The sequence below is a fragment of the Limimaricola cinnabarinus LL-001 genome (genome assembly GCF_000466965.1).
Classification (GTDB): Bacteria; Pseudomonadota; Alphaproteobacteria; order Rhodobacterales; family Rhodobacteraceae; genus Limimaricola; species Limimaricola cinnabarinus.
Map to the genome: position 1 here is coordinate 1 of NZ_BATB01000005.1, position 26,594 is coordinate 26,594.

The window sequence follows — 26,594 nt, forward strand, 5'->3', positions numbered from 1 at the left end:
CGCAAGGCCCGATTCCTTGAGCAGGCGCGCGGCCTCCTCCTCGGCCAGACGCTCGCGCCCCGCGCCCGCCACCGGCACCCGGTCGCGCTCCAGCAGCATCGCAGCGGCGAGCGGGGTGGGGCGCTTGGCGCGCACCAGATCGACCCGGCCCTTGGTGCGCTCAAGCATCTCCTCGACGCGGGCGAAATCCACGAGGCCGCGCATCGCCTCTTCGCGGGTGACGCGCAGGATCAGGTGCTCGGGGTCGTATTTCGCCAGCGTGTCGTAGAGGATGTCGGACGAGAAGGTCGCCTGCTTACCGGTCTTGCGCAGCTGCGGCAGGTTCTTCTCGATCAGTCCGGCGATGCTCGCCACGCCCCGAAAGGTCCGCTTCATCACCGCGTTAGAAGTGAACCAGCCCTCCAACCCTTCGCGCAGCCCGTCCGCTTCGAACAGCGGGGCGGGATCGGTCAGCTCGTCGAGCCCCCAGACGAGCGTGGCATAATCGGTGCCGACGAAGCCCAGCGGATGCAGGCCGAGCGTCTCCATCCTCCGGGTGAGCAGAAGGCCCAGGGTCTGCTGCGCGTGCCGCCCCGCGAAAGTGTGGAAGCAGGCATGGTGCCGTCCGTCATGCTCGAAGGTCTCGACAAGGATGCGGCCGCGCTGCGGCATCTGCGACACCTCGCGCTGCAGGTGCAGCCAGTCGCGCGTATGGCGTGGCAGCTCGGGCCAGTCGGGGCGCTGCAGCGTGTCGAGGATGCGGTGGGCAAGCTGGGCCGAGGTCGGCATCTTGGCCCCCGCATATGTGGCGATGCGCGGCTCTCGGTCGGCGCGGCGGGTGACCTCGACCGTCATCTCGCGCAGCGTCTCGTAGCGTACGACCTGACCGCCGATGAGAAATGTGTCGCCCGGCGTCAGCGAGGACGCGAAGCCTTCCTCGACCTCGCCCAAGGGGCGTCCGCCACGTCCGCGCATACGGACCTTCAGCATGTCGGCATCCTGAATCGTGCCGATGTTCATGCGGATGCGCAGGGCGGAGCGCGGGTCGCGCAGCTGCCACAGCCCGTCGGGGCGTTTGAGCAGGCGCTTCCACTTGTCATAGGCGCGCAGCGCATAGCCGCCCGTCGCCACGAAATCGAGGCAGTCGTCGAACTGCGCCCGGCTGATGCCCGCATAGGCGCCGACGGTCTTCACCTCGGCGAAGAGCGCGTCTTCGTCGAAGGGCCCGGCACAGGCGGTGATCATGATGTGCTGGCACAGCACGTCGAGCGGGCCGGGGCCCTTGGGGTTGCCGTCGAGCTCGCGCGCCTTCACAGCCTCAAGCGCTGCCATGCATTCCACCACCTCGAACCGGTTGGCGGGCACCAGAAGCGCCTTCGAGGGCGCGTTGTAGCGGTGGTTGGCCCGCCCGATCCGCTGCACGAGGCGTTTCACGTTCTTGGGCGCGCCGATCTGGATCACGAGGTCCACGTCGCCCCAGTCGATCCCGAGATCGAGGCTGCCGGTGCAGACGATGGCCTTGAGCTCGCCTGCAACCATCGCCGCCTCGACATTGGCGCGGACCTGTCGGCTCAGGCTGCCATGATGGATGCCGATCGGCAGGTCGTCCTCGTTGGCGAGCCAGAGCTTGTGAAAGAAGATCTCTGCCTGCGCGCGGGTGTTGTGGAAGATAAGCGTGGTCTTGTGCCGTTTCACCTGCGCCAGAACCTCGCGCACGGCATAGCCGCCCCCCGCTCCCGCCCATGGCGGCGGGGCCTCGGTGTGCAGCATCGAGATGTCGGGATCGGGGCCGGGATCGGCCTCGATGATCTCGCACGGCTCCGGCGCGCGGGCGAGCTGCGCCGCCAGCGCGGCGGGGTCGTCCACCGTGGCCGATAGGCCGACCCGGCGCAGGCCGGGCGACAGGGTTTCGAGCCGCCCGAGCGTCAGCATCAGCTGGTCGCCGCGCTTGCCCTCCGCCAGCGCGTGGATCTCGTCCACGATGACCCGTTGCAGCCCCGCGAAAATGCGCGGCGCGTCCTCATAGGAGATGAGCAGCGCAAGGCTCTCGGGCGTGGTCAGCAGGATATGTGGAGGGTCGGCGCGCTGGCGCTTCTTGGCCGTCTGCCTTGTGTCGCCGGTACGGTCCTCGACCCGGATCGGCAGGTCCATCTCCTCGATCGGGATGGTGAGGTTGCGGCGGATGTCGGTGGCCAGCGCCTTGAGTGGCGAGATGTAGAGCGTGTGGAGCCCCTGATGCGCGCCGTCGGCCAGCTCCGCGAGGGTGGGCAGAAACCCGGCGAGCGTCTTTCCGCCCCCGGTGGGCGCGATGAGCATCAAGGCCGGCGCATCGGCGCGGGTCAGCATTTCGCGCTGGTGCGGATGGATGCTCCAGCCGCGTTTGGCGAACCAGGTCTCGAAGGAGGGGGGCAGGGTGGTCATCCCCTGCCATCTAGGCGCGGCGGCCCGGCTTTCAAAGCGCCGCGAGGCGCTGCGCCAGTTCGTCGCGCAGGCTTGCGATGCGCGCATCGAGGCCCGCCTCGGTCGCCGTGGCCCCGGTCTCGGACCAATGCGAGAAACGCTCGAGCAGCGGCAGCAGGGTTTCGGTTTCCTCGGCGGTCCAGCCCGAGAGGAACCCGCCCAGAAGCAGAAACTTGTAGCGCCGCACCGCCTCGACGATCGCCTGCCCCGAAGCGGTCAGTGCCACGATGGTGCGTCGCGCATCCGCTTGGCTCGCCGCGCGCTCGGCAAAGCCGCGGGCGATCAGGTCCGACACGATGCGGCTGGCGCGCGAGGGGTCAATGTTGAGCCGCTGCGCCACGGTCGAGACCATGGTTTCCCCCTCAGGGTCGTCGCCAAACTCGTTGGCCGGGGCGTGGATGGCGATCATCACGTCGAGCTGCGCCAGATCGAGCGGCAGGCCAAGCTCGGCCAGCGCCCGGTGGCCAAGCTCGCGCGTGCGGACCCGCCTGCGCCAGCGTTGCAGCACCGCGTCGAAGGCCAACGCCGCGCGCGTGACCTCCGGGTCGATACCGGCGCGTGCCATTTCCCCGATCAGCTCCTCGTCGCGTTCGGCCATTCTCCGCCTTTCCAATTTGCATGCCATTGACATGCATGTGCCAGTGACACATATCTGGCGTCACCGCAGTCTCGTCGCAAGACCCACCCGCCCCTCTGGCGGGCCTGCCTCGTTCGTGCCCTGATAACCCGGAGTTTTGCATGACCGCCACACCCGATACCATTCCTACCATGGCTCCGGGGCGGGACAGGCGGGTTCGCCTCGCCCTCTGGGCGGTGGCGGTGACTTTGTTCGTGGCCTCAACCGGGCAGACCATCGTGTCGACCGCACTGCCGGTGATCACTGCCGATCTGGGCGGGCTCAACCGGATGACATGGGTGGTGACGGCCTATCTGCTGGCCTCGACCGTGGGCGCGCCGATCTTCGGCAAGCTTGGCGACCTGTTCGGCCGCAAGGCGGTGCTGCAGGGTGGGCTCGGCGTCTTCACGCTTGGCGCGCTGATCTGCGGCGTGGCGCCCTCGATGGAGGTGCTGATCGCGGGGCGGGCGGTGCAGGGGCTCGGCGGCGGCGGGCTGATCGTCGTGGCGATGGCGGTGGTGGCCGACCTGCTGCCCCCGCGCGAGCGCAGCCGAGTGCAGGGCGCACTGGGCGGGGTGTTCGGCCTGTCGACCGTGATCGGCCCGCTGGTCGGCGGCTTTCTGGTCCAAAGCCTCGGCTGGCACTGGATCTTCTTTGCCAACCTGCCGGTGGTGGCGCTGGCATGGATCGTGCTGCAATCGGCGCTCGAAGGCCGGGCTCCCTCCGTCCGCCCGCGCATCGACGTGGCCGGAGCTGCACTGCTGACCGCGGCGCTTTCGGGTCTCGTCCTGACCTCGAGCCTGGGCGGTACGGCCCTGCGCTGGGGCGATCCGGCGATGCTGGCGCTGATCGCGGCGACGATCGCGGCTCTCGCGGGGTTCTTGGTGGCCGAAACGAAGGCTCAGGAGCCGATCCTGCCGCTGTCGCTGTTCCGGCTCAACGCGGTGGCGGTGGTCAATGCAGCGGGGCTGCTGGTCGGCATGGCGATGTTCGGCACCATCACCTTCCTGCCGCTTTACGTTCAGGTGGTCAAAGGCGTGTCGCCGGTGATGTCGGGGATGTTCCTGCTGCCGATGATGGCGGGGCTGATCGGGGCGTCGGTCGCCTCGGGGCGGGTGATGGGACGCACCGGGCGCTACAAGCTGTTGCCGGTCCTCTCCACGGCGCTTTTGAGCGTCGCGATGCTTGGCCTGTCGCGGCTCGGGGCGCAGACGCCGCTGTGGCAGGTCGTGGTCCTCATGACGGCCACCGGCCTTGGTATCGGCCCGATGATGAGCGTGGGCGTCGCCGCGATCCAGAACGCGGTGCCGCGTGCTATGCTGGGCGTGGGCACCGCGAGCGCCAACATGTTCCGGCTCATCGGCGGCTCGCTTGGCACCTCGATCTTCGGCGCCGTGTTCGGCGCGGGGCTGGCGCAGAACCTCGCCGGGCGGATCGAGGGGGCGGGCCTTGGCGCGATCAGCCGCGAAACGGTCATGGCGCTCGAGCCGCAGGCGCGCGAAAGTGTGCTCGCGGGATTTGCGGCGGCGCTCGACCCGATCTTCCTGCTGGCGGCGGGCATCGCGGCGCTGGCCTTCGCGATCACGCTCATGCTGCGCGAGGAGCCCTTGGCCGAAGCCTAGTGGATCACGTCACCATCGCGCACGAACATGTTGTCCCACGCCCGGTCTATCAATTCGGGCGTCATCCGGTAGGGCAGGCCCTCGAACTCGCAGATCGAGATGATCTGGTCGATGAGGAACACCGGCTGGTAATTGGCAAAGACGTTGCCGATGGTCGGATACTTGACCTTGAGAAGGTGGATCAGGGCCGCCTGATCGAGCGGCATCCGCTTCTTGCGCGCCACCAGCGCAAAGATCTTCAGGAAGTCCTCCTGGCTCGGACCGTCGATGCGGATCTTGAAGAAGATCCGCCGCAGCGCCGCTTGGTCGAAGATCTCGCGCGGGTGGAAGTTGGTCGAGAAGATCACCAGCGTATCAAAGGGAACCTCAAACTTCTCGCCCGATTGCAGCGAGAGGATGTCGCGGTTTTCCTCGAGCGGCACGATCCAGCGGTTCACGATCTTCTGTGGCGGTTCGGCCTGACGCCCGAGGTCGTCGATGATGAAGATCCCGCCCGTGGCCTTGAGCTGTAGCGGCGCCTGATAGGTGCGCGAGACCGGGTTGTAGACGAGGTCCAGCATGTCGAGCGACAGCTCGCCCCCCGTGACGACCGTTGGCCGCTCGCAGCGGACATATCTCGTGTCGAACCTAGTGCACGAGAGGCGCAGCGCATTCGGATCCTCGGGGGTGTCGTCGACGCTTGCGTGGATCACGGGGTCGTAGAGGGTGATGACTTGACCGCCGTATTCGATCGCGCAGGGCACGTAGACCAGATCGCCGAAGGCTTCGCGGATGCCGTTCGAGATCGAGGATTTGCCGTTGCCGGGGGGGCCGTACATCAGGATCGAGCGTCCGGCACCGATTGCTGGCCCAAGTTGATCGATCAGGGCGGGCGGCAGCACCAGATGGCCCATCGCCGATTGGAGCCGATCGCGGGTGAGCGTGATGTTGCGCACCGATTGGCGCGACACCTGCGCCCGGTACTCCGCCAGTGGCACCGGCATCGGGCCGAAATATTCCGACTGGGCCAGCGCGTCGAGCGCCCGGGCCCGTCCGCCATCGGTCAGCTGATAGGGCATTTCCGAGCTCGCCCCGGAGCCGGTCAGAGTGCCCATCGCCTCAATGAGCTTCTGGCCTCGCATCAGGTCGACAAGATCCTGTGTCACGTTGACCGGCAGGCGGAGCGATTTCGCGATTTCGCTGACCAGCCGCGCATTGGTCCGAAAAATTGTCTTGAGGGCGATATCGCGCATCATCACCACTTGCAGCCCGACCTCGTCGAGGCTGCGCGGCAACTGTGGCGCGGCTGTACCGATCTGCATGTTCATGGTGGCCCCTCCCCGAACGGTCGGGCCTGTCTGGATGAGTAATATGGCATGAGCAGGGAGCAGGCGGGGCGCTAGTTGGTCGCGCCGCCCTCCAGCGCGCGCAGCGCCCGCGCCGCTTCCTCGAAATGCTGCGGATGCGTGTCGACCGCTTCGCGCAGAAGACCCCGGCCGATCGTCACGTCGCTTTGTTTGATCGCCGTGAGAGCGAGTGTGTAGAGCAGTTGCGCGCGTTCGGTCTGGCTCAGCGGGATCACGGGGAGCTGGTAGTTGCGCTGCGCGCCGCGCGCCAGAACTAGGTTGTTCTTGGCGGTGAAAAGCCCCGGCTCCTGCCGCAGCGCGTCGGTGAAGAGCCGCTCGGCCCCGCGATAGTCGCCGCGGGTGAGCTTGGAATAGCCCCAGTTGTTGAGCGCCCCGGCGGGCGTGGTGGTGAGCCCCACGGCGGTCTCGTAGAAGCTGTCGGCGCGGGCCCATTCCTGATTGCTGTCGGCGACCATCGCCTCGAGCCGGTATCTCTGGAAGGTCTCGAAGGTCGGCGGGACGCCGTCGAGGACCTTTTCGGCGCCGTCCCAATCATTGGTGCGGATCAACGCGTCGGCGAGCTCGACACCGTCGGCGGGTCCCGACTGTGGATGCGCGGTTACCCGGCGCCAGGCCGCGACACCCTCGGGGCCGCGCTTGGCCCGCACCAGCGAGGTGGCCAGACCACGCTGGATCTCGATCGCATCAGGGGTTTCGGTGGCGAGACGCTGGAAATAGGCGACGCTTTCGACGGGGTCGGCCACGGTGAGCATGATCTCGTTGAGATCGGCGTCGCGCGCCTCGCGCAGATCGCTCACCGCGCGGTCCACTTCGCCGTCCGGCGTGCCGCAGCCGACCAGAAACAACGCCGCGAGAGCGGCGAAATGGCGGACGGGAAGTCGCATGGGGCGGCGTCCTTTGCTGCTCGTATCCTCACAGCGCGGTCAGTATCGCGTATTCGCTCGATCCGCGCCGCACCAGTTGAAACTCTTCGGTTTCCTGCGGACCAGCATAGAGAGCGTCGTCCCGCTTGGCGAGGGCCCGGCGCAGGTTGTCGCGCACCATCTCGTCACCGCCATCGACGAGGCCGAAGGCGCGGCGAAAGCTCTCCGCGGCCTCGGCGGTGCGCCCCGTTTCCATCAACACCACGCCGAGGTTGTTCCAGGCCGGGGCGAAATCTTGGTCCAGCGCCACGGCCCGGCGCAGCAGCCGTTCGGCCTGACCGAGCCGCCCGAGACGCAGATTGGCCGACCCCATCGCCGAGAGCGTGTCGACGTCGAGACCGCGCTCCGCCGCCGCGCGCCCATAGGCCGAGAGCGCCAGCTCGGCCTCGTTCGAGGCCATGAGCCGGTGCCCGACGATAAGACCGTCGACGTCCGACGCGCCGGAGGGGCCGGGGGCATAGACGCCGCCCGAGGATCTGGACAGGTCGCCCGTGGCCGCGCAGGCTGCCAGCAGGGCGAATGCGGCGATAAGGGCAAAAGGTCTCATGAAAGGGGTGTCAGTTCCCGGCAGCCCCGCCGCCCAGGGTCATGTAGATGTCGTAGAGCGACGGCCCGATCAGGATGATCAGCAGCGGCGGCACCGTCAACATCATCGTGGCCAACGTCATCTTGGTGGGCAGCGTATTCGCCTTTTCCTCGGCCCGCATCACGCGTTTGTCACGCATCTCCGCCGAGAACACCCGCAGCGCCTCGGCGATCGAGGTGCCGAATTGCTGGCTTTGCACCAACACGGTGACGAAGCTCGATATGTCGGTCACGCCGCAGCGCTCGGAGAGGTCGCGCAGCACCAGCGTCTTGTCCTTGCCGGCCTTCATCTCATGCGCGACCTGGCTGTATTCGAAGGCGAGGTCGGGATAGCCCGAGCGCAACTCATGGCTCACCCGGATGATGGATTGGTCGAGCGACTGGCCGGCCTCGACGCAGACCAGCATCATGTCGAGGCTGTCGGGAAAGCCATCGGTGATGTTCTGGCGGCGGGCCTCGCGGCGGCGCGTGACCCAGTATTTGGGGGCCATGTAGCCGATCGCCGCCGGCCCGATCGTGGCGATGATCATGTCCTGCGGATCGGAGCTGCCTTGGCTCAGCGCAAAGACGAGGCCGCCGATCAGCGCGCCGACGCCCAGAGCGAACTGGCTGAAATGGTAGATCCGCACCGCGTTGCGGGTGCGGTAGCCCGCCTGCATCAGCCGCAGCCGCGCGGCCGAGTATTCCTCGGCGTTCTGCGGCTCGAGGAAGGTGGCGTAGCGTTCGAGCTTGTCGGCGGCCGAGGGGGTCCGGAGGCGGTCGACGATCTTCGGGGCGTCGCCGCCGCGCGCGTTCTGGGCCTTGAGCCGGTCGAGGGGATCGCTCTTGCGGCGGAGGAGCACCGGCAGCGTGAGCAGGATCATCGCGAGGCCGAGAAAGCCGACCGCGAGGAGGGGGCCCGCGGGGCCGAGCCGGGCCACGAGCAGGGCCTCGATCTGCTGGAGCAGGTTCATGTATCAGACCTTGATGTTGACGAGGGCGCGCATGACGATGACGTTCACGATCAAGAACGCCGCGACGACGAGGCAGGCGGGCACGAACACCGGCGTCTGGCTCACCTTGTCATAGTAGTTGGGCTCCATCAGGTTGATCGCCGCCAGCGCCGCCAGCGGGAAACCCGACAGGAACATGCCCGACCACTTGGCCTCGGCGGTGATCGCCTTGACCCGCCGGAACAGCCGAAAGCGGGCTCGGACCACTTTGGACAGGCCATCGAGAATCTCGGCGAGGTTGCCGCCCGCCTGCTGCTGGATCGTCACGGCAACGGCGAGGAAGCGCAGATCCTGAAGGTCGAGCCGTTCGGCCATGGCCTTGAGGCTGTCGCTCATGTCGCGGCCATAGGCGGATTCGTCGGCGATCAACCCCATTTCGGAGCCGAGCGGATCGGGCACCTCCTTGGCGACGACGGCGACCGCCGAGGAGAACGGATGCCGACCCGAAGCGATCGGACCATCAGCTCGATCGCGTCGGGCAGCTGTGCCTCGATGAGGCCGATGCGCTTCTTGGCCTTGTGACCGACCCAGACATAGACGCTTCCCACCCCCATCGCCGCCGCGACGGCGACGCGGATCTCGAGCGCAGCACCCGTGCCGAAGGTGAGCCCGGCATAAGCCACTGCGCCAAGGCCGACCATCAGCAGCACGAGCTGGCGAGGGGTGAAGGCGATGTTGGCTTTTTGCGCCTTGTGGGCGAGGATCGAATAGAGCGGCACGCGGCGCGAGCGCATGTGCTGCGACATCTCCTTGCGCAGCTGTTCGAGCACCTCTTCGCGCCGACCGCCCTTTTCCAGAAGCGTCAGCCGCCGGTTGACCCGGTTGTTGAGGCTGATGGAGCGGCCGAAGACAGTGAGATACACCCCCTCGACCAGCACGAGGACGGCGATGAAGACGAGGCCATAGATGATCGGTTCCGCGCTGAGGCTCATGATCTCACTCCGCCGCCATGGGTTCGAAAAGCGAAGGCGGCAGGTCGTAGCCCCAGAGCCGGAAACGCTCGGAGTAATGGCTGCGCACACCGGTCGCGGTGAAATGGCCGATGATCTTGTTGTCCGGGGTCAGCCCGACGCGGCGGTAGCGGAACACCTCCTGCATCGAGATCACGTCGCCCTCCATGCCGGTGATCTCGGTTATCGAGGTCATCCGGCGCGAGCCGTCCTGCAGGCGGCTGGCCTGCACGATCAGGTGGACGGCGCTGGCGATCTGGGAGCGGATCGCCTTGATCGGCATCTCGATGCCTGCCATGGCGATCATGTTCTCGAGCCGGCTGATGCCGTCACGCGCGGAGTTGGCGTGGATCGTGGTCATCGAGCCGTCATGGCCGGTGTTCATCGCCTGCAGCATGTCGATCACTTCCTCGCCGCGCGTCTCGCCGACGATGATCCGGTCGGGCCGCATCCGAAGCGCGTTCTTGAGACAATCGCGCTGGCTTACCGCGCCGCGGCCCTCGACGTTGGCGGGGCGGCTTTCCATCCGGCCGACATGGGTCTGCTGCAGCTGAAGCTCGGCGGTGTCCTCGATGGTCAGGATGCGTTCGTTGTCGTCGATGAAGGAAGACAGCGCGTTGAGCGTCGTGGTCTTGCCCGAGCCGGTGCCGCCCGAGACGATGATGTTGAGCCGGGTGGCGACGGCGGCCTGCAGATAGGCCGCCATCTCCTCGGTCATCGCGCCGAACCGCACGAGGTCGTCGATGCCGAGCTTTTCCTTCTTGAACTTGCGGATCGACACGAGGGAGCCGTCGACCGCGATCGGTCCGACCATGGCGTTGAAGCGCGAACCGTCGGCGAGGCGGGCGTCGACATAAGGGTTCGATTCGTCGACCCGGCGGCCCACGGCGGAGACGATCTTGTCGATGATCCTGAGCAGGTGGCGCTCGTCCTTGAAAGTGATGTCGGTGAGCTGCAGCCTGCCGTCGCGCTCCACGAAGATCTGGTGCGGGCCATTGACGAGGATGTCGTTGACCGAATCGTCTTTCAGGAGTGTCTCGAGCGGGCCGAGGCCCGTGACCTCGAAGAACAGATCCTGTCCCAGGCTCTGGCGTTCCTCGCGGTTGAGGGACACGCCCATGGTCTCGAGCGTTTCGGTGGCGATGGCGTTGATCTCGGCCCGCAGGTCCTGTTCGCTGGCCTTTTCAAGGGCGGCGAGGTTGAGCGTGTCGAGAAGTGCCTTGTGCACCTCAAGCTTGATCTCGGCGAAACGCTCCTTGCGGCGGCGTTCCTTGTCGGCGGGGCTGGCCTCGGCGGCACGGCGCGGCAAGTCTGTCGCGGGGGCGGCCCGGCGTGCGGCGGATGCGGCGGTGCCGGACAGGGCGGGTTGCGGAGCAGAGGGTTGCGGCGCGCGGGCCGCCGCCGGGGCGGCGGCGAGGGGCTTGGTCGGGGCGGGCTGACCTTCGGTGTCGGTTTTCCTGAACTTCGAGAACATGACGTCCTCCTGTGCTGGGCTCAGCCTGCCGTTTCGGCGCTGGCGTCGGCGACGTTGACCTTGTGGACCGAGCGCGCGAGTTTCGCGATCTCGCGGCGCAGCGAATTCTTCGCGGCCCCATCGGCAAGCGGCGTGCCGTGATCGGCGCTTTGCGTCACCGCCCGGCCGCCATCGGGAAGCTGGATCTCGATCGAGATCCCGAGCGAATCGGCCAGCCTGCGAGCCCGGCTCTTGCCCGAGAGGTCGGTAAAGCCTGGCGCCCTGTTCAGCACGAAGCGCAGCTTCTCGAAAGGCAGGTCCTCGGATTGAAGCGCTCGCTTGAGCCGCATCGTGTTCTGCGCCGACCGCATGTCGAGTTCGAGCGTCGCGAAGTAGACATGCGCGACCCGAAGCAGGGTCTCGGACCAATCGACGAGCGTCGGCGGCATGTCGATCACGACGTAGTCGAAATTGACCCGCGCCAGTTCGATCAGATGCGCCACCTCGTCCGGGCCGATCAAATCGAGCGGCACCAGTTCGGATGGCGAGGTCAGCACATGCAGCCGCTCCTGATGGAGCAGCATTGCCGAGAGCAGGCTGTCGCTGTCGGCAGATGCGAGGTCGCCCAGCAATTCGAGCACCGCCTCGCGGCGGGGCAGGTCGAGATAGGTGGCGACGGTGCCGAACTGCAGGTCGAGATCGATCAGGCAGACCCGTGGCGGGGATTTCCGATCGGCATTGGCCAGCTCCCAGGCGAGGTTCACCGCCAGCGTCGTGGCGCCGCTGCCGCCGGCCAGCCCCTGCACCGGAATCACGACGCCATTGCGGTCGCCGGTGGCGCGCGGCTCGGGCTTTGGGGCGTCGGGCAGGATCGGTCCCACGCCCCGGCGCAGCCGGTCGATCGCCTGCGCCAGCTCGCCCTCGGGCAGCGGATACGGCACGAACTCGTCGCCGCCCTCGCGCAAGAGTTGGTGCAGCACCGCAGGGCTCACCTCGTCGGCGATGAGCACCACCTTGATGCCGCGCCGTTTGGCATGGGAAATGATGTCGGCGATGAGCGCGAGCTGGCCCTCGTCGTCCTTGCTCAGCGCCACGGCGATGAATTCGAGCTCCGTGGCCTCGGGCTGTTCGAGAAAGGCGAGCGCGTCGTCGAAGCCCAGATCGCCCCAGTTCTCGCCCATCGCGGCTTCCATGTCCTCGATCAGCAGATCGAACAGCTGCACGTCACGGCTGATGGTGCAGGCCGTGATCGGCTGAGGGTCCGGTTGCAAGGGTGCCGTGCTGCTCATTCCTTCGATCCTCTGTCAGGCGGTGGCTCCGCCTTTATATGCTGGTCCGGAGCGTCGCCGAACCCGGCCTTTATCCTCCACGAGACCTTTCATGCAGGGAAATCATGGCTGCATTGGGGCTAAAAAGCTGAAATTGTTGGAAGTGGGGCAACGATCCCCGGGCGATCCGGGGTTTGTCGCCAAGTTTTACGGCGCCGCCGCGGTCCCTGCTTCGGTCTCACCGCCCGTGTTGCTGAGCGTGGTCGGGACCGCCGCGCTCTCGACATAGCCCTCGAAGATCACGGCCGCGTATTTGCCGTTGAGCAGGTTGGGATGGCCCTGAACAAAGCCCGAGACCTCGGTGACGGTGCGGCGGTTGGCGCGCTCCGGCTGAGAGGTGGCGATGAGGGGGCGCGTTTCTCCGAAGGAGGCCACCGCCTCGAGACGACGCGCGTCGAGGCCCTGCGCCACGAGATAGGCGACGGCGGCACGGGCCCGGCGCAGTCCGAGCGCCTCGTTGTAGGTGTCGCTCCCCACGAGGTCGGTATGGCCGTAAACCCGGAACCGCAGTTCGGGATAGCGGCCGATCCAGTTCGCCTGCCGCTGCAGTGTAGCGCGCGCGGCGGTGTCGAGCTGGTCGGAGTTGAAGGCGAAGTTGATCACCGTGTCGACCTCCGCGGCGAACTGCCGCGCGAGATCCACCCTGATCCCCTCGGAGGCCTGTCCCTGCGCCACGGTATTGGTCAGCGTGGCGCTGCCGAATCCGGCGGTGTTGCCGCCGGCCTCCTGATCGAAGCCCGGCGGCGCGGCGCAGGCGGCGAGCGAGAGGGCGCAGCCCAGCGCGGTCAGGACGTGGCGCATCGCGGTTCCCTCCATCAATCGAGCACGTAGCCATAGGAGCCCGAGAAGTCCTGCCGCGCGATTTCGCCCGCGCCGCCCGATTGCGGCGCGCGATCGGCCGCGATCCGCCCGAAGAGAAACAGATCGCGCTCGGTCGGCGGGCGGACCCGGTCGGTGGGCATGGCCAGCGTCTCGCCACGGGTGGGCGTGACCAGATGCGGTGTGATGATGATCACAAGTTCGGTCTGCTGGCGGCTGTATTCGGCGGAACGGAACAGCGCGCCAAGCACCGGAATGTCGCCCAGCCACGGCACCTGTCCCTTGAGATCGCGGAAATCATCCGACAAGAGCCCCGCGATGGCAAAGCTTTCGCCATCGCGCATCTCGACCGTGGTCGAGGTCTGCCGCCGCCGGAAGGCGTCGACGGTGAAGCCGTTGGCTGTGAAGCCGTTGGTAGGGTCGATCGAGCTGACCGAGGCGTTGAGTTCGAGGTTGATCAGGTCGCCCTCTACCACGCGGGGAACGAAGTTGAGCTCGACGCCGAAGGGCTTGTATTCGATTGCGATGTTGCCGCTGTCCTGGCTCACCGGGACCGGGTATTCGCCGCCGGCGAGAAAGCTCGCCTCCTGACCCGACAGGGCGGTGAGGTTGGGCTCGGCCAAGGTGCGCACGACGCCGCGATTCTCGAGCGCTTCGAGCAGCAGGCCCACCTCGACGCCGCCCGCGTTGAACCCGAACAGCGTCGCCGCGTTGCCGGTGCTGACGCTCGGCAGGCTGCCGCCCAAGGCGGTGCCCAGCGCGCCCGAATTGGCCAGTGTGTTCGTACCGATGGCCAGACCGAGATTTTCGCCCAAAGCGGTGCCGCGTGCGCCGAGCGAGGCCGAGAGCGATTTGCTCACCGAGCGCTGCATCTCCGAGAAGCGGACCTTGAGCATCACCTGCTGGGTGCCGCCGACGCTCATCAGGTTGGACACGCGTTCGGGGGCGTAGCGCTGGGCCAGTTCCAGCGCGCGGTCGAGCTTGCCGATGGAGCTGACCACGCCCGACAGCACGATGCCGTCATTGGCGGTGCGCACTTCGATCGGCTCGCCGGGCAGGATCTGCTCCAGGCGCTCCTTGAACTCGGCGATGTCGGGGGTGACGTGGACCTCGACATTGGTGATCAGGCGACCGTTTTCGCCTAAGACGGTGAGGGTGGTGCGGCCCGGCGCCTTGCCCAGCACATAGATGGTCCGGTCAGTGAGCGAGGAGATGTCCGCGATGCCCGGGTTGGCGATCGATAGCTCGGTAAAGGGGATATCGCTCTCGACCACGACGGCGCGGTTCATCGGCACCTGAAGCGCTCCGGTTGGAGAGCCGCCCAGAATCCTGAGCGCCTCGGCCTGGCCCGCCGCCGGGATCGCCATCGCCAGGGCGAGGCCGGTCAGGCCGGCCCGGAGGGTATGTCGGATGCTCATCGGGCCGCCTCGCTGCAGGTCGTGCATCGGGGTCTTGTCGTGCCCCGTCGTGGCGAAGCCTGCCCGACGGCGCGGCGTATTGCAACGCGCGGCGGGGCATGGAACGGGTCTGTGGGCGCGCGGCCACAGGCCGCGCGCTCCGACCGCTCGCTCAATTGGTGCAGGGAATCGCGATTTCGACCACTTCGGCGCCCCTGCGCGTGCGTACCGAGCAGACCTCGGGCGGGGGCGGGGGGGCGGCTGCGATCTGCGGCGCCGCCTCGGGTTCTGGCTCGGGCGCGATGCCGAGCAGGCTGCGCTGATCCACTTCCACGGTGCCCGCGACCTTGTCGTCGAACAGGCCCACGAGAGACAGCGCCAGCGTGCCGGTGGACTGGGCTTGGGCGAGCTTGGCAACCTGCTCGGGCGAGGCCTGCACTGTCACGGTGCGGGCGATGATCGCCTCGGCGCGGCCCTGATCGGCGGTCTGATCGACGCCGACCAGCTCGAGGCCGGTCTCGATCAGCTTGGTGACGTCGCGGGCATCGGTGCCTTTCGCGACGGAGCCGGTCCAGTAGACATCGACCCGATCGCCCGGCCGCAGAAAGCCTGATACGCCGCTTGCCGCGTTGACGCTGATCGCGAAGGCGCGCATGCCGCTGCCCAAGCGCGTGCTGATGCCCGCATCGCCACCCGGTGCGGTGATCTTCGAGGCCAGCACCGGCTCGTTCGGCTCCATCGGACGCAACACGATGCGCGGCACGTCCTCACCCTCGGGAAAGAGCGCTTCGAGGTCGGGGAAGGTGCCTTCGGGCAGGAACTCCTCAGCATAGAGGATCGGCCTTAGGTCTTCGCGGGTGATGACCGTGCCATAGGGCAGGGCCCGCGAGACGCCCACGACCTCCACCGTCGGCTGGCGCAGCGAGGCGGCCTCGCGCTCGGCCATGATGGCGGCCTGCTGCTCGTCGAAATAGCCCTTGATCATGTAGACCGCAAAGCCCGCAAGCCCGAGGCCAAGCATCAGGACCAGTCCGAATACCGTTCTCATCTCGTGTCTCCTCTCGGGCCGGGGCTTGTCATTGATCGAGGTCGTCGACGAAGCTCTGTGCGCTGCTCAGGTTGGTGTTGTAATTCCCCTCGGGCGATTTCGAGGCCGACGCGAAAACCGCAACGACGGAAATCGACAACCCCACTAGGGCGGCCGTCAGCACGACCCAGTCGATGGTCACGGCACCGTCATCTTGCTGCCAAAGGGCGATTATTGAATTCGTCATGCCAACTTCCTGTCTAGATCGCTGGGGCTCTGCTGAACTTCATTGTCAGGATTGACGGATGATTGTGGCACGGCGATGGGCATATCTGGCCCTAAGCGGGGCTGTCTGCATCCACCAGAAAAATGGGCCGCACCCGGGGTGCGGCCCATTTGGCGACTGGCATCAGAAGCGACTCAGTAGGTCTTGCCAACTTGACTGGTCAGGTTGGTGCCGATGCCATCGGCAAGGGTCTTGGCGCCGCCGGTCACCTGACCGAGAATCACCACGCCGAGGCCGACGATGGCGGCAGTGAGCACGACCCAGTCCACGGTGACCGCACCGTCTTCATCCTTGGCGAAAGTCTTGAAGAAGTTGAGCATGTTGTAACCCTCCTCGGGGCAATGATGAACGTTCTCTACCCGTGCGGGCTGTTTCGGCCGGGATTTGTCCGGTTGCGATCACCGCGTTGGATGTCCCTATATGCGCTGTCGATTGGGGCGGGAGTTTGTTTGCACTCGCGCGTTTTTCGCGCGCTTTGCCGTCAACCGACACGCATGGGGCGTGTCGGTTTCTCCTCAGGCGCCAACACAGTGATCGACGGGGGCATCGTTGCGCGATGCGGGTCGATAGGGTGCGCAGGAGAATCGCGGCAACTATGGGGCTGGCCGATGACGCCTGCGAAACTGTACGGACCGATCGCCCTCGCGGCGGGGCTGTTGCTCGGGGCGGTGGGGCCTGTGGCGGCAGAAAGGATCGGCACCGACTTCACCTATCGCCGGATCGCCGTCCCCAAGACGGGTGCCCGACGGATCACCGTGCAGATCGCCCCCGTGACCCCTTTCAAGCCTGCAGCGCCCCCCTCGGCCGGACAGGGTGGCACGGGCGCGGCGGGGGCATCCCCCGCCCCCGTGGGGCGGCCCGCAGCCGAGTGGTTCTGGACCGCCGTTTCGCCCCGCCTGTCCGAGAGCGGGCCGGGGCGGCTCGAACAGGCGCTGGCGGCCTTGCGCGACGCTCCGGCCGGGCCGCCGCGACACCGCGGTTGCAACATCTGCAGGAGATCGCACGCCTGCACGGCGCCGACATCATGCGCATGACCATCGGCACCAAGGTGTCCCCGGCGCTGGCGCTGTCGGTGATCGCGGTGGAGAGCGCGGGGCGCACCGACGCGGTCAGCTCGGCCGGCGCGCAGGGGCTGATGCAGCTCATGCCTGCCACGGCGGCGCGCTTCGGGGTCACCGACAGCCGCGTCGCCACCGAGAACATCCGCGGCGGCATCGCCTATCTCGACTGGTTGATGGGACATTTCGACCGCGACCCGATCCTCGTGCTCGCGGGCTACAACGCGGGCGAAGGATCGGTGCGCGACAATGCGGGCGTGCCGCCCTATGCCGAAACCCGCGCCTACGTGCCCAAGGTGCTGGCCGCCTGGACCGTGGCGCGGGGGCTTTGCCTGACGCCGCCGGTGCTGGTGAGCGACGGCTGCGTCTTTTTGGTGAACCGCCTTTAGGTCTCAGGCGAAGTGCTGCGCCGCCTCAGGGTGCCGCCGCGCCCAGACCGCGACATAGGAGCAGGCCGGCACGATGCGGAACCCTTCCGCCCTCGCATCCTCGACCATCGCCGCGACGAGGGTGCTCGCATGACCGCGCCCCTCATGCTTGCGCGGCACGCCGGTATGGGTGGCCAAGCGCGTCTCGCCGCGGGCCACCCATGTAAGTTCGGCTTCGGAGCCATCTTCGAGATCGAGGACATAGCGACCCCTCTCGGGGCCGCCCTCTCGCGTTACCTCAGACAATGGTCGCCTCCGTGGCTGCGCGGATCTCGTCTTCGGTGACGCCCGGCGCGCATTCGACGATCCTGAGCCCGCCCTCGACCACGTCGAGCACCCCCATGCCGGTGATGATCCGGTCCACCACCGCCTTGCCGGTAAGCGGCAGCGAACATTCTTTCAGAAGCTTGCTCTCGCCATGTTTGGAGGTGTGGTCCATCACCACCACGACGCGGCCGACGCCGGCGACGAGGTCCATCGCGCCGCCCATGCCCTTCACCAGCTTGCCGGGGATCATCCAGTTCGCCAGATCGCCGTTCTCGGCCACCTCCATGGCGCCGAGGATCGCCATGGCGATCTTGCCGCCACGGATCATGCCGAAGGAGGTTGCACTGTCGAAATAGGCGGTGTGGGGCAGCTCGGTGATGGTCTGCTTGCCAGCGTTGATGAGATCGGGATCGATCTCGTCCTCGGTCGGGAAGGGGCCCATGCCAAGCATGCCGTTCTCGGATTGGAGCGTCACATGGATGCCCTTGGGGATGTAGTTCGGCACGAGCGTCGGAATGCCGATCCCGAGGTTAACATAGGTGCCGTCCTCGAGTTCCTGCGCGGCGCGTGCCGCCATCTGCTTGCGATCCCAGCCCATGATCAAGCCTCCCTCAGGGTGCGCTGTTCGATGCGCTTTTCGTGCTCGCCCTGGATCAGACGGTGCACGTAGATGCCGGGCAGGTGGATGTGATCGGGGTCGAGCGATCCGGCAGGCACGATTTCCTCGACCTCGGCCACGCAGACGCGTCCGGCCATCGCGGCGGGCGGGTTGAAGTTGCGAGCGGTCTTGCGGAACACGAGATTGCCGGTTTCGTCGGCCTTCCACGCCTTGACAATCGACAGGTCGGCGACGATGCCGCGCTCGAGGATGTAGGTCTCTCCGTCGAAGACCTTCTCCTCCTTGCCCTCGGCCACCTTCGTGCCGACGCCGGTCTTGGTGTAAAAGCCCGGGATGCCCGAGCCGCCCGCGCGCATCCGCTCGGCCAGCGTGCCCTGTGGCGTGAACTCCAGCTCCAGTTCGCCCGACAGGTACTGGCGCATGAACTCGGCGTTCTCGCCGACATAGGAAGAGATCATCTTCTTCACCTGCCGGGTCTGCAGCAGCAGACCGAGGCCGAAATCGTCGACGCCCGCATTGTTCGACGCGAAGGTGAGGTCCTTCGTGCCCGCGTCGCGGATGGCGGCGATCAACAGCTCTGGAATGCCGCAGAGGCCAAAGCCCCCGGCGGCGATCAGCATCCCGTCGGACAAGAGCCCATCGAGCGCCGCGGCCGCGTCCGGATAGATTTTTTTCATGCGTCTCCCCCTGTTGTCACGGGGCGAGAGTTGCGCCGGGCGGGCGCGAAGTCAATGCGGATGCCGCGCTGCAGCGGGCGGCGCGGCATCCCGCCCGGTCGGAGCCTACTCGGCCGCCTCGTCTGAGGCCTCGGGTTTTTTCGCGGGCGCTTTTTTTGCGGTGGTCTTCTTGGCCGCCGCCGATTTCGTCGCAGGTTTCTTAGCTGCGGTGGTCTTGCTGGCCGTGGCCTTCTTGGCGGCGGGTTTCTTCGCCGCCGTCTTCTTGGCCGGGGCCTTCTTCTTGCCACCCTTCGCGGCCTTCTCGTCCACCAGAGCGATCGCCTGTTCGAGGGTCAGCGCCTCAGGCTCCACGTCCTTGGGCAGGGTCGCATTGACCTTTTCCCACTTCACATATGGCCCGTATCGCCCCGGCATCACGGAGAGGGCGCCACCCGAAGGATGCTCTCCCAGCTCCTTGAGCGCCTTGGCGGCGGCGCCGCGACCGGCGCGCCCGGCAGCTTTCTGCGCCAGCACCTCGACGGCCCGGTTCATGCCGATCTCGAAGACTTCGTCCACCTCCTTGAGGTTGGCGTAAAGCTTGCCGTGCTTGACGAAGGGGCCGAAGCGGCCAAGCCCGGCCTCGACCGGCTCGCCATCTTCGGGGTGATGGCCGACGAGGCGCGGCAGCGACAGGAGCGTCAGCGCCTTGTCGAGATCCATCGCATCCGCCTGCCAGCCCTTGGGCAGCGAGGCACGCGGCGGCTTGGGCGTGTCTTCGGTCGGCTCGCCGCGCTGGACATAGGGGCCGAAGCGCCCGGTCTTGAGCCAGATATCGTCGCCGCCATCCTCGCCCAACACCCGGTCGGCACCGGTGTCGGCACCGTCGCCGCCGATGGGCCGAGTATAGCGGCATTCGGGATAGTTGCCGCAGCCGACGAAGCCCCCCGTGCGCGAGGTCTTGAGGTGCAGCTGGCCGGTGCCGCATTGCGGACACTGACGCGGATCGGTGCCATCCTCGCGCGGCGGGTAGAGCTGCGGCGCCAATGCTTCGTCGAGCACGTCGAGTACCTCGGTGATCCGAAGCTCCGAAGTTTCGGCGATCGCGGCCGAGAAATCACGCCAGAACCGTGCCAGCAGCTCCTTGTAATCAGCCTTGCCGGCCGAGACGTCGTCGAGCTGTTCTTCGAGTTCGGCGGTGAAATCGTATTCGACGTAGCGCTTGAAGAAGTTGAGCAGGAAGATCGTGACGATTCGGCCCTTGTCCTGCGGAATCAGCCGGTTCTTGTCCTTGGTGACATATTCGCGGTCCTGGATCGTGCCGATGACGCTGGCATAGGTCGAAGGGCGGCCGATGCCGAGCTCTTCCATCCGCTTGACCAGCGTCGCCTCGGTGTAGCGCGGCGGCGGCTGGGTGTGGTGCTGCAGCGCCAGCACGGCGCCGGGGCCACCGAGCACGGCGGCGTCCTTGTTCTCCTCGGTCGCCTTGGCGAAGGCGCTCTTCAGCGTGCCAGACGCGAATTTCGCGGCCTCACCCTGATGGATCTGCGGCAGGCGGCGGTCGTCATCGCTCTCGACGTCGTCGCGGCCCTCTTCATAGACCTTGAGGAAACCGTCGAAGAGCACGACCTGCCCGGTGGCGCGCAGCATCACCTGCTCGTCGCGGCTGCCGATGTCGACGGTGGTGCGCTCCATCCGCGCGGCTTCCATCTGGCAGGCGAGCGTGCGCTTCCAGATCAGGTCGTAGAGCTTGCGTTGCTCGGGCTCCAACCGCGCCAGCTTGGAGGCGTCGCGCGACATGTCGGTGGGCCGGATGCACTCGTGGGCTTCCTGCGCGTTCTTGGCCTTGTTCTTGTACATGCGCGGGCTTTGGGGGACATAGGCCTCGCCATAGCGCGACTTGATCTCGTCGCGCGCGGCCATCACCGCTTCGGGGGCCATGTCGATGCCATCGGTCCGCATGTAGGTGATATGGCCCGCCTCGTAGAGCCGTTGCGCCGCCGACATCGTCGCCCGCGCACCCATGCCGAACTTGCGGCTCGCCTCCTGCTGCAACGTGGAGGTCATGAAGGGGGCCGAGGGGTTGCGGGAGGCAGGCTTCGCCTCGACCGAAGCCACGGTGAGATCGCGCGAGGCCACGGCCTGCACCGCCATCTCGGCCTGCGTCCGGTCGGCGATGTCGAAGCGGTCGAGCTTCTTGCCCGCCAGCAGGGTAAGCCGCGCCTCGTATTCCTGGCCTCGGGGCGTGACGAGCTGCGCCTTGACGCTCCAGTATTCGCGCGGGTTGAACGCTTCGATCTCCATTTCGCGCTCGACGATGAGGCGCAGGCAGACCGATTGCACGCGCCCCGCCGATTTCGCGCCGGGCAGCTTGCGCCACAGCACCGGGCTCAGGTTGAAGCCCACGAGGTAGTCGAGCGCCCGCCGCGCCAGATAGGCGTGCACCAAGGGCGCGTCGACCTCTCGCGGGTTCTTCATCGCCTCGGTCACGGCCGCTTTGGTGATCGCATTGAAGACGACGCGGCTGACCGGCGTGTCCTTCTTGAGCACCTTGCGCGCGGTCAGCGCCTCCTGCAGGTGCCACGAGATCGCCTCGCCCTCGCGATCGGGGTCGGTGGCGAGAATGAGGTTGGGGTCGGATTTGAGTGCGTCGGCGATGGCCTTGACGTGCTTGCGGCTGTCGGCGCCGACCTCCCAGCGCATGTCGAAATCATTATCGGTGTCGACCGATCCGTCCTTGGCCGGCAGGTCGCGGACATGCCCATAGGAGGCGAGGACGGTGTAGTCCGACCCGAGATAAGTGTTGATCGTCTTGGCCTTGGCCGGAGATTCGACGACGACGACGGGCATGGGGAATCCTCGGGTCAGGGGAGGGACGCTTTGGGCGGGCAACATGTGGCGGGCCTCGCCGCATTGTCAATGCGCCCTGATCCCACTGCCGTCCCGGGGCCCTCAGCCCTCCGTCCGTTCGAGATCGTGCCGCACCAGCAGCCCGCCGGGTTGTCGGCCAACCTGACCCGAAAGCTCCAGCTCTACCAGCGCCTGCAACACTTGCGCCGCAGGAAGGCCGAGATCACGCAACAACTGATCCTCGGCCAGTGGCGCGGCGCAGAGCCGCTCCAAGATGCGAGCAGGGAGATCGTCGTTGGGAGCGGTGGACATTTCGACGCGACGGGGCGGGGCCGCCGGGGGCTCCGGTGACAGGATGGGCCCCACGAGGTCGAGCACGTCCTGCGCGCCGCGCACCAAGGTGGCCCCGTCACGGATCAGCAGGTTGCAGCCACCGGCGCGGGCATCGAAGGGATGACCGGGCACCGCCAGCACCTCGCGCCCCGCCTCCAGCGCCGCGCGAGCGGTGATGAGGCTGCCCGAGCGCGTTGCGGCCTCGACCACCACCACCGCCCGCGACAGCCCCGCGACGATGCGGTTGCGCGCCGGGAAATGGCGGCCCTGCGGCGCGAGCCCCAGCGGCTGCTCCGACAGGATCAGCCCCTCGCGGCCGATGCGGGTCGTCAGATCGGAATTCTCGGGCGGGTAGGTGACGTCGACCCCGCCCGCCGTCACGGCGATGGTGCCGCCACCGAGCGCGGCCTCATGCGCCTGCGCGTCGATGCCGCGCGCCAGCCCCGAAACCACGACCCAACCCGCCTCCGACAGATCCGCCGCCAGCCGGCGCGCCATGCGCCGTCCCAGCGAAGAGGCGTTGCGCGCGCCGACCATGGCCAGCATCGGTCGCCGCAACAGGGCCGCGCGGCCCCGAAGCCAAAGCAGCGGCGGCGCGTCGGACAGGGCGGCGAGATCGGCGGGATAGAGCGGATCGCCATGGACGAGCAGCCGCGCGCCTGCGGCCTCGGCCGCGGCCATCTCGGCGCGCGCGCCTGCGGGGTGCAGGCGGCGTAATCCTCGATCCCAGCGGTCCGCGCGACATCGGGCAGCACGTCGAGCGCCGCGCGGGCCGAGCCGTGTTCGGCCAGCAGCCGCCAGTAGGTGGCGATGCCGACACGGCGCGAGCGCAACAGGCGCAGGCGGGACAGCGTGTCCTCTTCCGTTGTGGGTGGGAGTGGGGGGTGAGCGGAAGAAGTCGGGTTCTGGGCCATCCGCGCCTCGCCTGTTGCAGGCTCAGGTCTAGGTCGCTTTGGTTAACAGCGCGTAAACCAAAGCGAACATCGAGGACGGCCCGAGACCGGGAAGCCTAGCTCCCTGATCCGCCGACCGTCAGCCCGCCGATCGTCAGCGAGGGCTGGCCCACGCCCACCGGCACCCATTGGCCGTTCTTGCCGCAGTTGCCTATGCCCGGATCGAGCGCCAGATCGTTGCCGATGGCGCGGATCTGCTTGAGTGCGGTCGCCCCGTCGCCGATCAGCGTAGCACCCTTGACCGGTGCGCCGATCTTGCCGTTCTTCACGCGGTAGGCTTCGGTGCAGGAGAAGACGAACTTGCCCGACGTGATGTCGACCTGCCCGCCGCCGAAGCCCACGGCCCAGATCCCGTCCTTGAGATCCGCCACCATTCCCGCCGGATCGTCCTTGCCCGCGAGCATGTAGGTGTTGGTCATGCGCGGCATCGGCGTGTGGGCAAAGCTCTCGCGCCGACCGTTGCCGGTGGGCGCCACACCCATCAGCCGCGCGTTCTGCCGGTCCTGCATGTAGCCGACCAGCCTGCCATCCTCGATCAGCGTCGTGCGATTCGAGGGCGTGCCCTCATCGTCGAAGGTGAGCGAGCCGCGCCGGTCGGGCAGGGTGCCGTCGTCGAGCACGGTGACGCCGGGGGCCGCGATCTGGCTGCCCATCAGACCGGCGAAGGCCGAAGAGCCCTTGCGGTTGAAGTCGCCTTCGAGCCCGTGGCCGATCGCCTCGTGCAACAGGATGCCGGGCCAGCCCGGCCCGAGCACCACGTCCATGACGCCTGCCGGCGCGGCCTCGGCGTCCAGGTTGACCAGAGCGATGCGCAGCGCCTCGCGGACCACCGGCTCCCAATGGTCGCGTGCCATCAGCCCGTCGAGGCCGAAGCGGCCGCCGCCCCCCATGTTGCCGCTCTCGCGCCGCCCGTTCCGTTCGACGATCACGCCGATCGAGATGCGCGCCATCGGGCGGATGTCGGTGTAAAGCGCGTCCTCGGGCCGCAGGATCGCCACCTCCTGATGCGAGGCCGCGAGGCTCGCGGTGACCTGCACCACCTTCGGGTCGAGCGCGCGGGCGAAGGCGTCGATCTCGCGCAAAAGATCGACCTTCACCCCGAAGGCCGCCCCGGCGATCGGGTCGCGTCGGTATAGAGATGGCGGTTGGTGCGCGCGGGTGCTTCGGCCAGCGTGCCGCCGCCATCGCCCACGGCAAGCCGGGTGGTGGCGACGGCGCGCCCGAGCGCGCGCTCGTCGATGGAGGTGGAATGCGCGTAGCCCGAGGTCTCGCCGCGCACCGCGCGCAGGCCGAAACCTTCGGCGGCGTCGAAATTGGCGTGGCGCAGCCGACCGTCATCGAAGCCCAGAACCTCCGAGCGGCGGCGCTCGATGAAGAGTTCGCCGTCATCGGCCCCCGCCACCGCCTCGCGCAGCAGGCGCAGGGCCTCCGCGCGGTCGAGATGGGTTGCGAAAGGGTCGAAAGCGGGCTCAGCCTGCGATGAGGACATGCGATGTTCCTTGGATGCCGCGCCGCCGGTGGGCGTCCGTTTGCCGCAACCCGACAGCTTGTTCTGCGCGGCAGTTTATGGGAATAGACCCGCGGACGACAGGGGATTCCGCCCAAGCGGGGGCCTCGGGGCGCCGACTTACGCCACACACGCAAGGTAGAGACATGCACCTCACAAAGCCCCTCGCCGTGCTCGGGACCGCCACAGCCACCCTGATGGCGGGCATGGTCTCGGCACAGGAGCAGATCGCCGAACTGCCGATCATCGGTCGTCCGGTCGACGGGGCCGTGGGCTGGCAGCCCGCCGCCACCAAGCTGGCGCGCGACATCCACTGGCTCGACGGCATGCTGCTCGTCATCATCACCGCCATCACGCTCTTCGTCACGGGCCTGCTGATCTTCGTGATCCTGCGCTACAACCGCAAGTCCAACCCCAAGCCCGCGGTGTTCACCCATAACTCGCCGCTCGAGATCGCATGGACCATCGTGCCGATCGTGATCCTGATCTTCATCGGGGCCTTCTCGTTGCCGGTGCTGTTCGACCAGCAGGAGATCCCCGAGGGCGACGTGCACATCAAGGTCACCGGCTTCCAGTGGTACTGGGGTTATGAATATGTCGACGAGGACGTGGCCTTCGAAAGCTTCATGATCGGCGCGGGCATGGGCAACCTCAATGAGGATATCCTGGCCGAGCTGAACGAGGCCGGTTACGGTGCCGACGAGTTCAAGCTGGCGACCGACACCGCCGTGGTGGTGCCGGTGGGCGCCACCGTGGTGATGGACGTGACCGGCGCCGACGTGATCCACTCCTGGACCATCCCGCCTTCGGCGTGAAGCAGGACGCGGTGCCGGGCCGGATCGCCCAGCTGTGGTTCGCCGCCGAGCAGGAAGGCGTCTATTTCGGCCAGTGCTCCGAGCTATGTGGGAAGGACCATGCCTACATGCCGATCACCGTCAAGGTGGTGAGCCCCGAGGTCTACGAGCAGTGGCTCGCGGGCGCCAAGGAAGAGTATCCGGCCTGAGCCGGGACGCGCATGACGGGGCCGGGCGCGGATGCGCCGCCCGACCCGGCGGCAGCGCCGCGACACGACATGACGACCGGCCGGGACAACCCGACCGCGACGGCGGGGCAGACCCCCGCGACCGCGCCACCAGCGACGGCGGATGATGACCGCCGGACGGGAGCCCGCATGACCGATGCCAGCATGACCGACGTGAGCTACAACGGCGCCCCCGAAGCGGGCTTGGGCGATTACTTCGCACTGCTGAAGCCGCGCGTGATGTCCCTCGTAGTCTTCACCGCACTGGTGGGCCTTTTGGTGGCCCCGGTGCCGGTGCATCCCTTCCTCGGCTTCGTGGCGGTGCTGTGCATCGCCGTGGGCGGCGGGGCCTCGGGCGCGCTCAACATGTGGTGGGACGCCGATATCGACGCGGTGATGCGCCGCACCAAGTCGCGCCCGATCCCTGCGGGCAAGACCACGCCGGGCGAGGCGCTGGCGCTGGGCCTCGCGCTCTCGGGCTTTTCGGTCGTGGTGCTGTTCCTCGCCGCCGGGCCGCTCGCCGCCGGGCTTCTGGCCTTCACCATCTTCTTCTACGCCGTGATCTACACGATGTGGCTCAAGCGTTCGACGCCGCAGAACATCGTCATCGGCGGCGCCGCAGGCGCGTTCCCTCCGATGATCGGCTGGGCTGCCGCCACCGGCGACATCGCCATCGAAAGCGTGCTGATGTTCGCGCTGACCTTCATGTGGACGCCGCCGCATTTCTGGGCCCTGGCACTGTTCGTGAAGTCCGACTACGGCGATGCCGGCGTGCCGATGCTGACCGAGACGCATGGCCGCCGCTCCACCCGCCGCCACATCCTCGCCTACACGCTGCTTCTGGTGCCGGTGGCGCTGGGTCTGGGGTTCACCTCGATCGGCGGGCCGATCTATCTCGTCATCGCCGCGGCGCTGAACATCCAGTTCCTCGGCGGTGCGTGGCGGCTTTACAACCGCGACGAAGCCGCGGCCGAGGCCGATGGCTATGCCGCCGAGAAGAGGGTCTTCAAGATCTCGCTCGGCTATCTTTTCCTGCATTTCGGCGCGCTTCTGATCGAAGCGGCGCTACGTCCTTGGGGCGGTTCCTGGCAGATCCTGTCGGGGCTGGTCGGGGCATAAGGA

General features: G+C 67.4%; 19 protein-coding genes and 5 pseudogenes. 4 read left to right on the top strand and 20 right to left on the bottom strand.

Features of this window, described 5'->3' with window-relative positions:
- Together MBELCI_RS03110 and MBELCI_RS03115 are read right to left on the bottom strand one after the other, a co-directional pair.
- Positions 1 to 2,400, bottom strand: a 2,400-nt coding sequence (locus MBELCI_RS03110) for a ligase-associated DNA damage response DEXH box helicase (protein WP_045319638.1), incomplete at its 3' end; no start/stop codon positions are given.
- A gap of 31 nt (positions 2,401 to 2,431) precedes the next feature.
- On the bottom strand, positions 2,432 to 3,037 hold the full coding sequence (locus tag MBELCI_RS03115) for a MarR family winged helix-turn-helix transcriptional regulator (protein WP_021692692.1): 606 nt from the start codon (positions 3,035 to 3,037) through the stop codon (positions 2,432 to 2,434).
- Between the two features lie 140 nt (positions 3,038 to 3,177).
- Between MBELCI_RS03115 and MBELCI_RS03120 the strand changes: the two genes are divergently transcribed.
- Positions 3,178 to 4,677 (top strand): MDR family MFS transporter, encoded by a 1,500-nt coding sequence (locus MBELCI_RS03120; protein ID WP_045319639.1) that lies wholly within the window; start codon positions 3,178 to 3,180, stop codon positions 4,675 to 4,677.
- Here MBELCI_RS03120 and MBELCI_RS03125 read toward each other — a convergent pair.
- The 12 genes and pseudogenes from MBELCI_RS03125 to MBELCI_RS03180 form a co-directional block, all read right to left on the bottom strand.
- The gene (locus MBELCI_RS03125) at positions 4,674 to 5,984 is read right to left on the bottom strand and encodes a DUF8689 domain-containing protein (protein WP_021692694.1); all 1,311 of its coding nucleotides are present in this window, start codon (positions 5,982 to 5,984) and stop codon (positions 4,674 to 4,676) included. The genes MBELCI_RS03120 and MBELCI_RS03125 overlap by 4 nt on opposite strands.
- Positions 5,985 to 6,055: 71 nt before the next feature.
- The gene (locus MBELCI_RS03130) at positions 6,056 to 6,907 is read right to left on the bottom strand and encodes a tetratricopeptide repeat protein (RefSeq protein WP_021692695.1); all 852 of its coding nucleotides are present in this window, start codon (positions 6,905 to 6,907) and stop codon (positions 6,056 to 6,058) included.
- Between the two features lie 28 nt (positions 6,908 to 6,935).
- Complete coding sequence (locus MBELCI_RS03135) at positions 6,936 to 7,493, bottom strand: tetratricopeptide repeat protein (RefSeq protein ID WP_021692696.1); 558 nt, start codon at positions 7,491 to 7,493, stop codon at positions 6,936 to 6,938.
- A 10-nt stretch (positions 7,494 to 7,503) separates the two neighbouring features.
- Entirely contained in the window at positions 7,504 to 8,484 is a 981-nt protein-coding gene (locus tag MBELCI_RS03140) for a type II secretion system F family protein (RefSeq protein ID WP_021692697.1), read from the bottom strand.
- Positions 8,485 to 8,487: 3 nt separating this feature from the next.
- Positions 8,488 to 9,455: pseudogene (locus MBELCI_RS03145) on the bottom strand (type II secretion system F family protein).
- Between the two features lie 4 nt (positions 9,456 to 9,459).
- Positions 9,460 to 10,947, bottom strand: coding sequence for a TadA family conjugal transfer-associated ATPase (locus MBELCI_RS03150; protein WP_021692699.1), 1,488 nt, complete (start codon positions 10,945 to 10,947; stop codon positions 9,460 to 9,462).
- 20 nt (positions 10,948 to 10,967) lie between these two features.
- On the bottom strand, positions 10,968 to 12,215 hold the full coding sequence (locus MBELCI_RS03155) for a CpaE/TadZ family protein (RefSeq protein ID WP_045319640.1): 1,248 nt from the start codon (positions 12,213 to 12,215) through the stop codon (positions 10,968 to 10,970).
- 186 nt (positions 12,216 to 12,401) lie between these two features.
- Entirely contained in the window at positions 12,402 to 13,055 is a 654-nt protein-coding gene (locus tag MBELCI_RS03160) for an OmpA family protein (protein ID WP_021692701.1), read from the bottom strand.
- Positions 13,056 to 13,069: 14 nt separating this feature from the next.
- A complete protein-coding gene (locus MBELCI_RS03165) occupies positions 13,070 to 14,491 on the bottom strand; it encodes a type II and III secretion system protein family protein (RefSeq protein ID WP_045319659.1) in 1,422 nt (473 codons plus the stop codon).
- 151 nt (positions 14,492 to 14,642) lie between these two features.
- A complete protein-coding gene (gene cpaB / locus MBELCI_RS03170) occupies positions 14,643 to 15,518 on the bottom strand; it encodes a Flp pilus assembly protein CpaB (protein ID WP_021692703.1) in 876 nt (291 codons plus the stop codon).
- A 28-nt stretch (positions 15,519 to 15,546) separates the two neighbouring features.
- Positions 15,547 to 15,744, bottom strand: a complete 198-nt coding sequence (locus MBELCI_RS03175; protein ID WP_045319642.1) for a hypothetical protein — start codon at positions 15,742 to 15,744, stop codon at positions 15,547 to 15,549.
- 173 nt (positions 15,745 to 15,917) lie between these two features.
- A complete protein-coding gene (locus tag MBELCI_RS03180) occupies positions 15,918 to 16,103 on the bottom strand; it encodes a Flp family type IVb pilin (protein WP_021692705.1) in 186 nt (61 codons plus the stop codon).
- A 288-nt stretch (positions 16,104 to 16,391) separates the two neighbouring features.
- Here MBELCI_RS03180 and MBELCI_RS03185 point away from each other — a divergent pair.
- Positions 16,392 to 17,230: pseudogene (locus tag MBELCI_RS03185) on the top strand (lytic transglycosylase domain-containing protein).
- A 3-nt stretch (positions 17,231 to 17,233) separates the two neighbouring features.
- Here the strand turns inward: MBELCI_RS03185 and MBELCI_RS03190 are convergent.
- The 6 genes and pseudogenes from MBELCI_RS03190 to tldD form a co-directional block, all read right to left on the bottom strand.
- Entirely contained in the window at positions 17,234 to 17,515 is a 282-nt protein-coding gene (locus MBELCI_RS03190; RefSeq protein ID WP_021692707.1) for a GNAT family N-acetyltransferase, read from the bottom strand.
- A complete protein-coding gene (locus MBELCI_RS03195; RefSeq protein ID WP_021692708.1) occupies positions 17,508 to 18,134 on the bottom strand; it encodes a 3-oxoacid CoA-transferase subunit B in 627 nt (208 codons plus the stop codon). The genes MBELCI_RS03190 and MBELCI_RS03195 overlap by 8 nt, the downstream gene beginning before the upstream one ends.
- A gap of 2 nt (positions 18,135 to 18,136) precedes the next feature.
- Positions 18,137 to 18,832 carry a CoA transferase subunit A gene (locus tag MBELCI_RS03200; RefSeq protein ID WP_021692709.1) on the bottom strand — a complete coding sequence of 232 codons (696 nt, stop codon included), beginning with the start codon at positions 18,830 to 18,832 and terminating at the stop codon, positions 18,137 to 18,139.
- Between the two features lie 105 nt (positions 18,833 to 18,937).
- Positions 18,938 to 21,658 carry a type I DNA topoisomerase gene (topA, locus tag MBELCI_RS03205; protein WP_021692710.1) on the bottom strand — a complete coding sequence of 907 codons (2,721 nt, stop codon included), beginning with the start codon at positions 21,656 to 21,658 and terminating at the stop codon, positions 18,938 to 18,940.
- A 102-nt stretch (positions 21,659 to 21,760) separates the two neighbouring features.
- A pseudogene (gene dprA / locus MBELCI_RS03210) lies at positions 21,761 to 22,905 on the bottom strand (DNA-processing protein DprA).
- Between the two features lie 95 nt (positions 22,906 to 23,000).
- Positions 23,001 to 24,433 (bottom strand): annotated as a pseudogene (gene tldD, locus MBELCI_RS03215) (metalloprotease TldD).
- 215 nt (positions 24,434 to 24,648) lie between these two features.
- Between tldD and coxB the strand changes: the two are divergent.
- A pseudogene (gene coxB, locus MBELCI_RS03220) lies at positions 24,649 to 25,454 on the top strand (cytochrome c oxidase subunit II).
- 168 nt (positions 25,455 to 25,622) lie between these two features.
- The gene (gene cyoE / locus MBELCI_RS03225; protein WP_081698477.1) at positions 25,623 to 26,591 is read left to right on the top strand and encodes a heme o synthase; all 969 of its coding nucleotides are present in this window, start codon (positions 25,623 to 25,625) and stop codon (positions 26,589 to 26,591) included.
- Positions 26,592 to 26,594 lie beyond the last annotated feature (3 nt).

Coding starts and splice junctions, on each gene's coding strand:
- MBELCI_RS03115 (WP_021692692.1), bottom strand. CDS start 3,037: ATGGCCGAACGCGACGAGGAGCTGATCGGGGAAATGGCACGCGCCGGT.
- MBELCI_RS03120 (WP_045319639.1), top strand. CDS start 3,178: ATGACCGCCACACCCGATACCATTCCTACCATGGCTCCGGGGCGGGAC.
- MBELCI_RS03125 (WP_021692694.1), bottom strand. CDS start 5,984: ATGAACATGCAGATCGGTACAGCCGCGCCACAGTTGCCGCGCAGCCTC.
- MBELCI_RS03130 (WP_021692695.1), bottom strand. CDS start 6,907: ATGCGACTTCCCGTCCGCCATTTCGCCGCTCTCGCGGCGTTGTTTCTG.
- MBELCI_RS03135 (WP_021692696.1), bottom strand. CDS start 7,493: ATGAGACCTTTTGCCCTTATCGCCGCATTCGCCCTGCTGGCAGCCTGC.
- MBELCI_RS03140 (WP_021692697.1), bottom strand. CDS start 8,484: ATGAACCTGCTCCAGCAGATCGAGGCCCTGCTCGTGGCCCGGCTCGGC.
- MBELCI_RS03150 (WP_021692699.1), bottom strand. CDS start 10,947: ATGTTCTCGAAGTTCAGGAAAACCGACACCGAAGGTCAGCCCGCCCCG.
- MBELCI_RS03155 (WP_045319640.1), bottom strand. CDS start 12,215: ATGAGCAGCACGGCACCCTTGCAACCGGACCCTCAGCCGATCACGGCC.
- MBELCI_RS03160 (WP_021692701.1), bottom strand. CDS start 13,055: ATGCGCCACGTCCTGACCGCGCTGGGCTGCGCCCTCTCGCTCGCCGCC.
- MBELCI_RS03165 (WP_045319659.1), bottom strand. CDS start 14,491: ATGAGCATCCGACATACCCTCCGGGCCGGCCTGACCGGCCTCGCCCTG.
- cpaB (WP_021692703.1), bottom strand. CDS start 15,518: ATGAGAACGGTATTCGGACTGGTCCTGATGCTTGGCCTCGGGCTTGCG.
- MBELCI_RS03175 (WP_045319642.1), bottom strand. CDS start 15,744: ATGACGAATTCAATAATCGCCCTTTGGCAGCAAGATGACGGTGCCGTG.
- MBELCI_RS03180 (WP_021692705.1), bottom strand. CDS start 16,103: ATGCTCAACTTCTTCAAGACTTTCGCCAAGGATGAAGACGGTGCGGTC.
- MBELCI_RS03195 (WP_021692708.1), bottom strand. CDS start 18,134: ATGGGCTGGGATCGCAAGCAGATGGCGGCACGCGCCGCGCAGGAACTC.
- MBELCI_RS03200 (WP_021692709.1), bottom strand. CDS start 18,832: ATGAAAAAAATCTATCCGGACGCGGCCGCGGCGCTCGATGGGCTCTTG.
- topA (WP_021692710.1), bottom strand. CDS start 21,658: ATGCCCGTCGTCGTCGTCGAATCTCCGGCCAAGGCCAAGACGATCAAC.
- cyoE (WP_081698477.1), top strand. CDS start 25,623: ATGACCGATGCCAGCATGACCGACGTGAGCTACAACGGCGCCCCCGAA.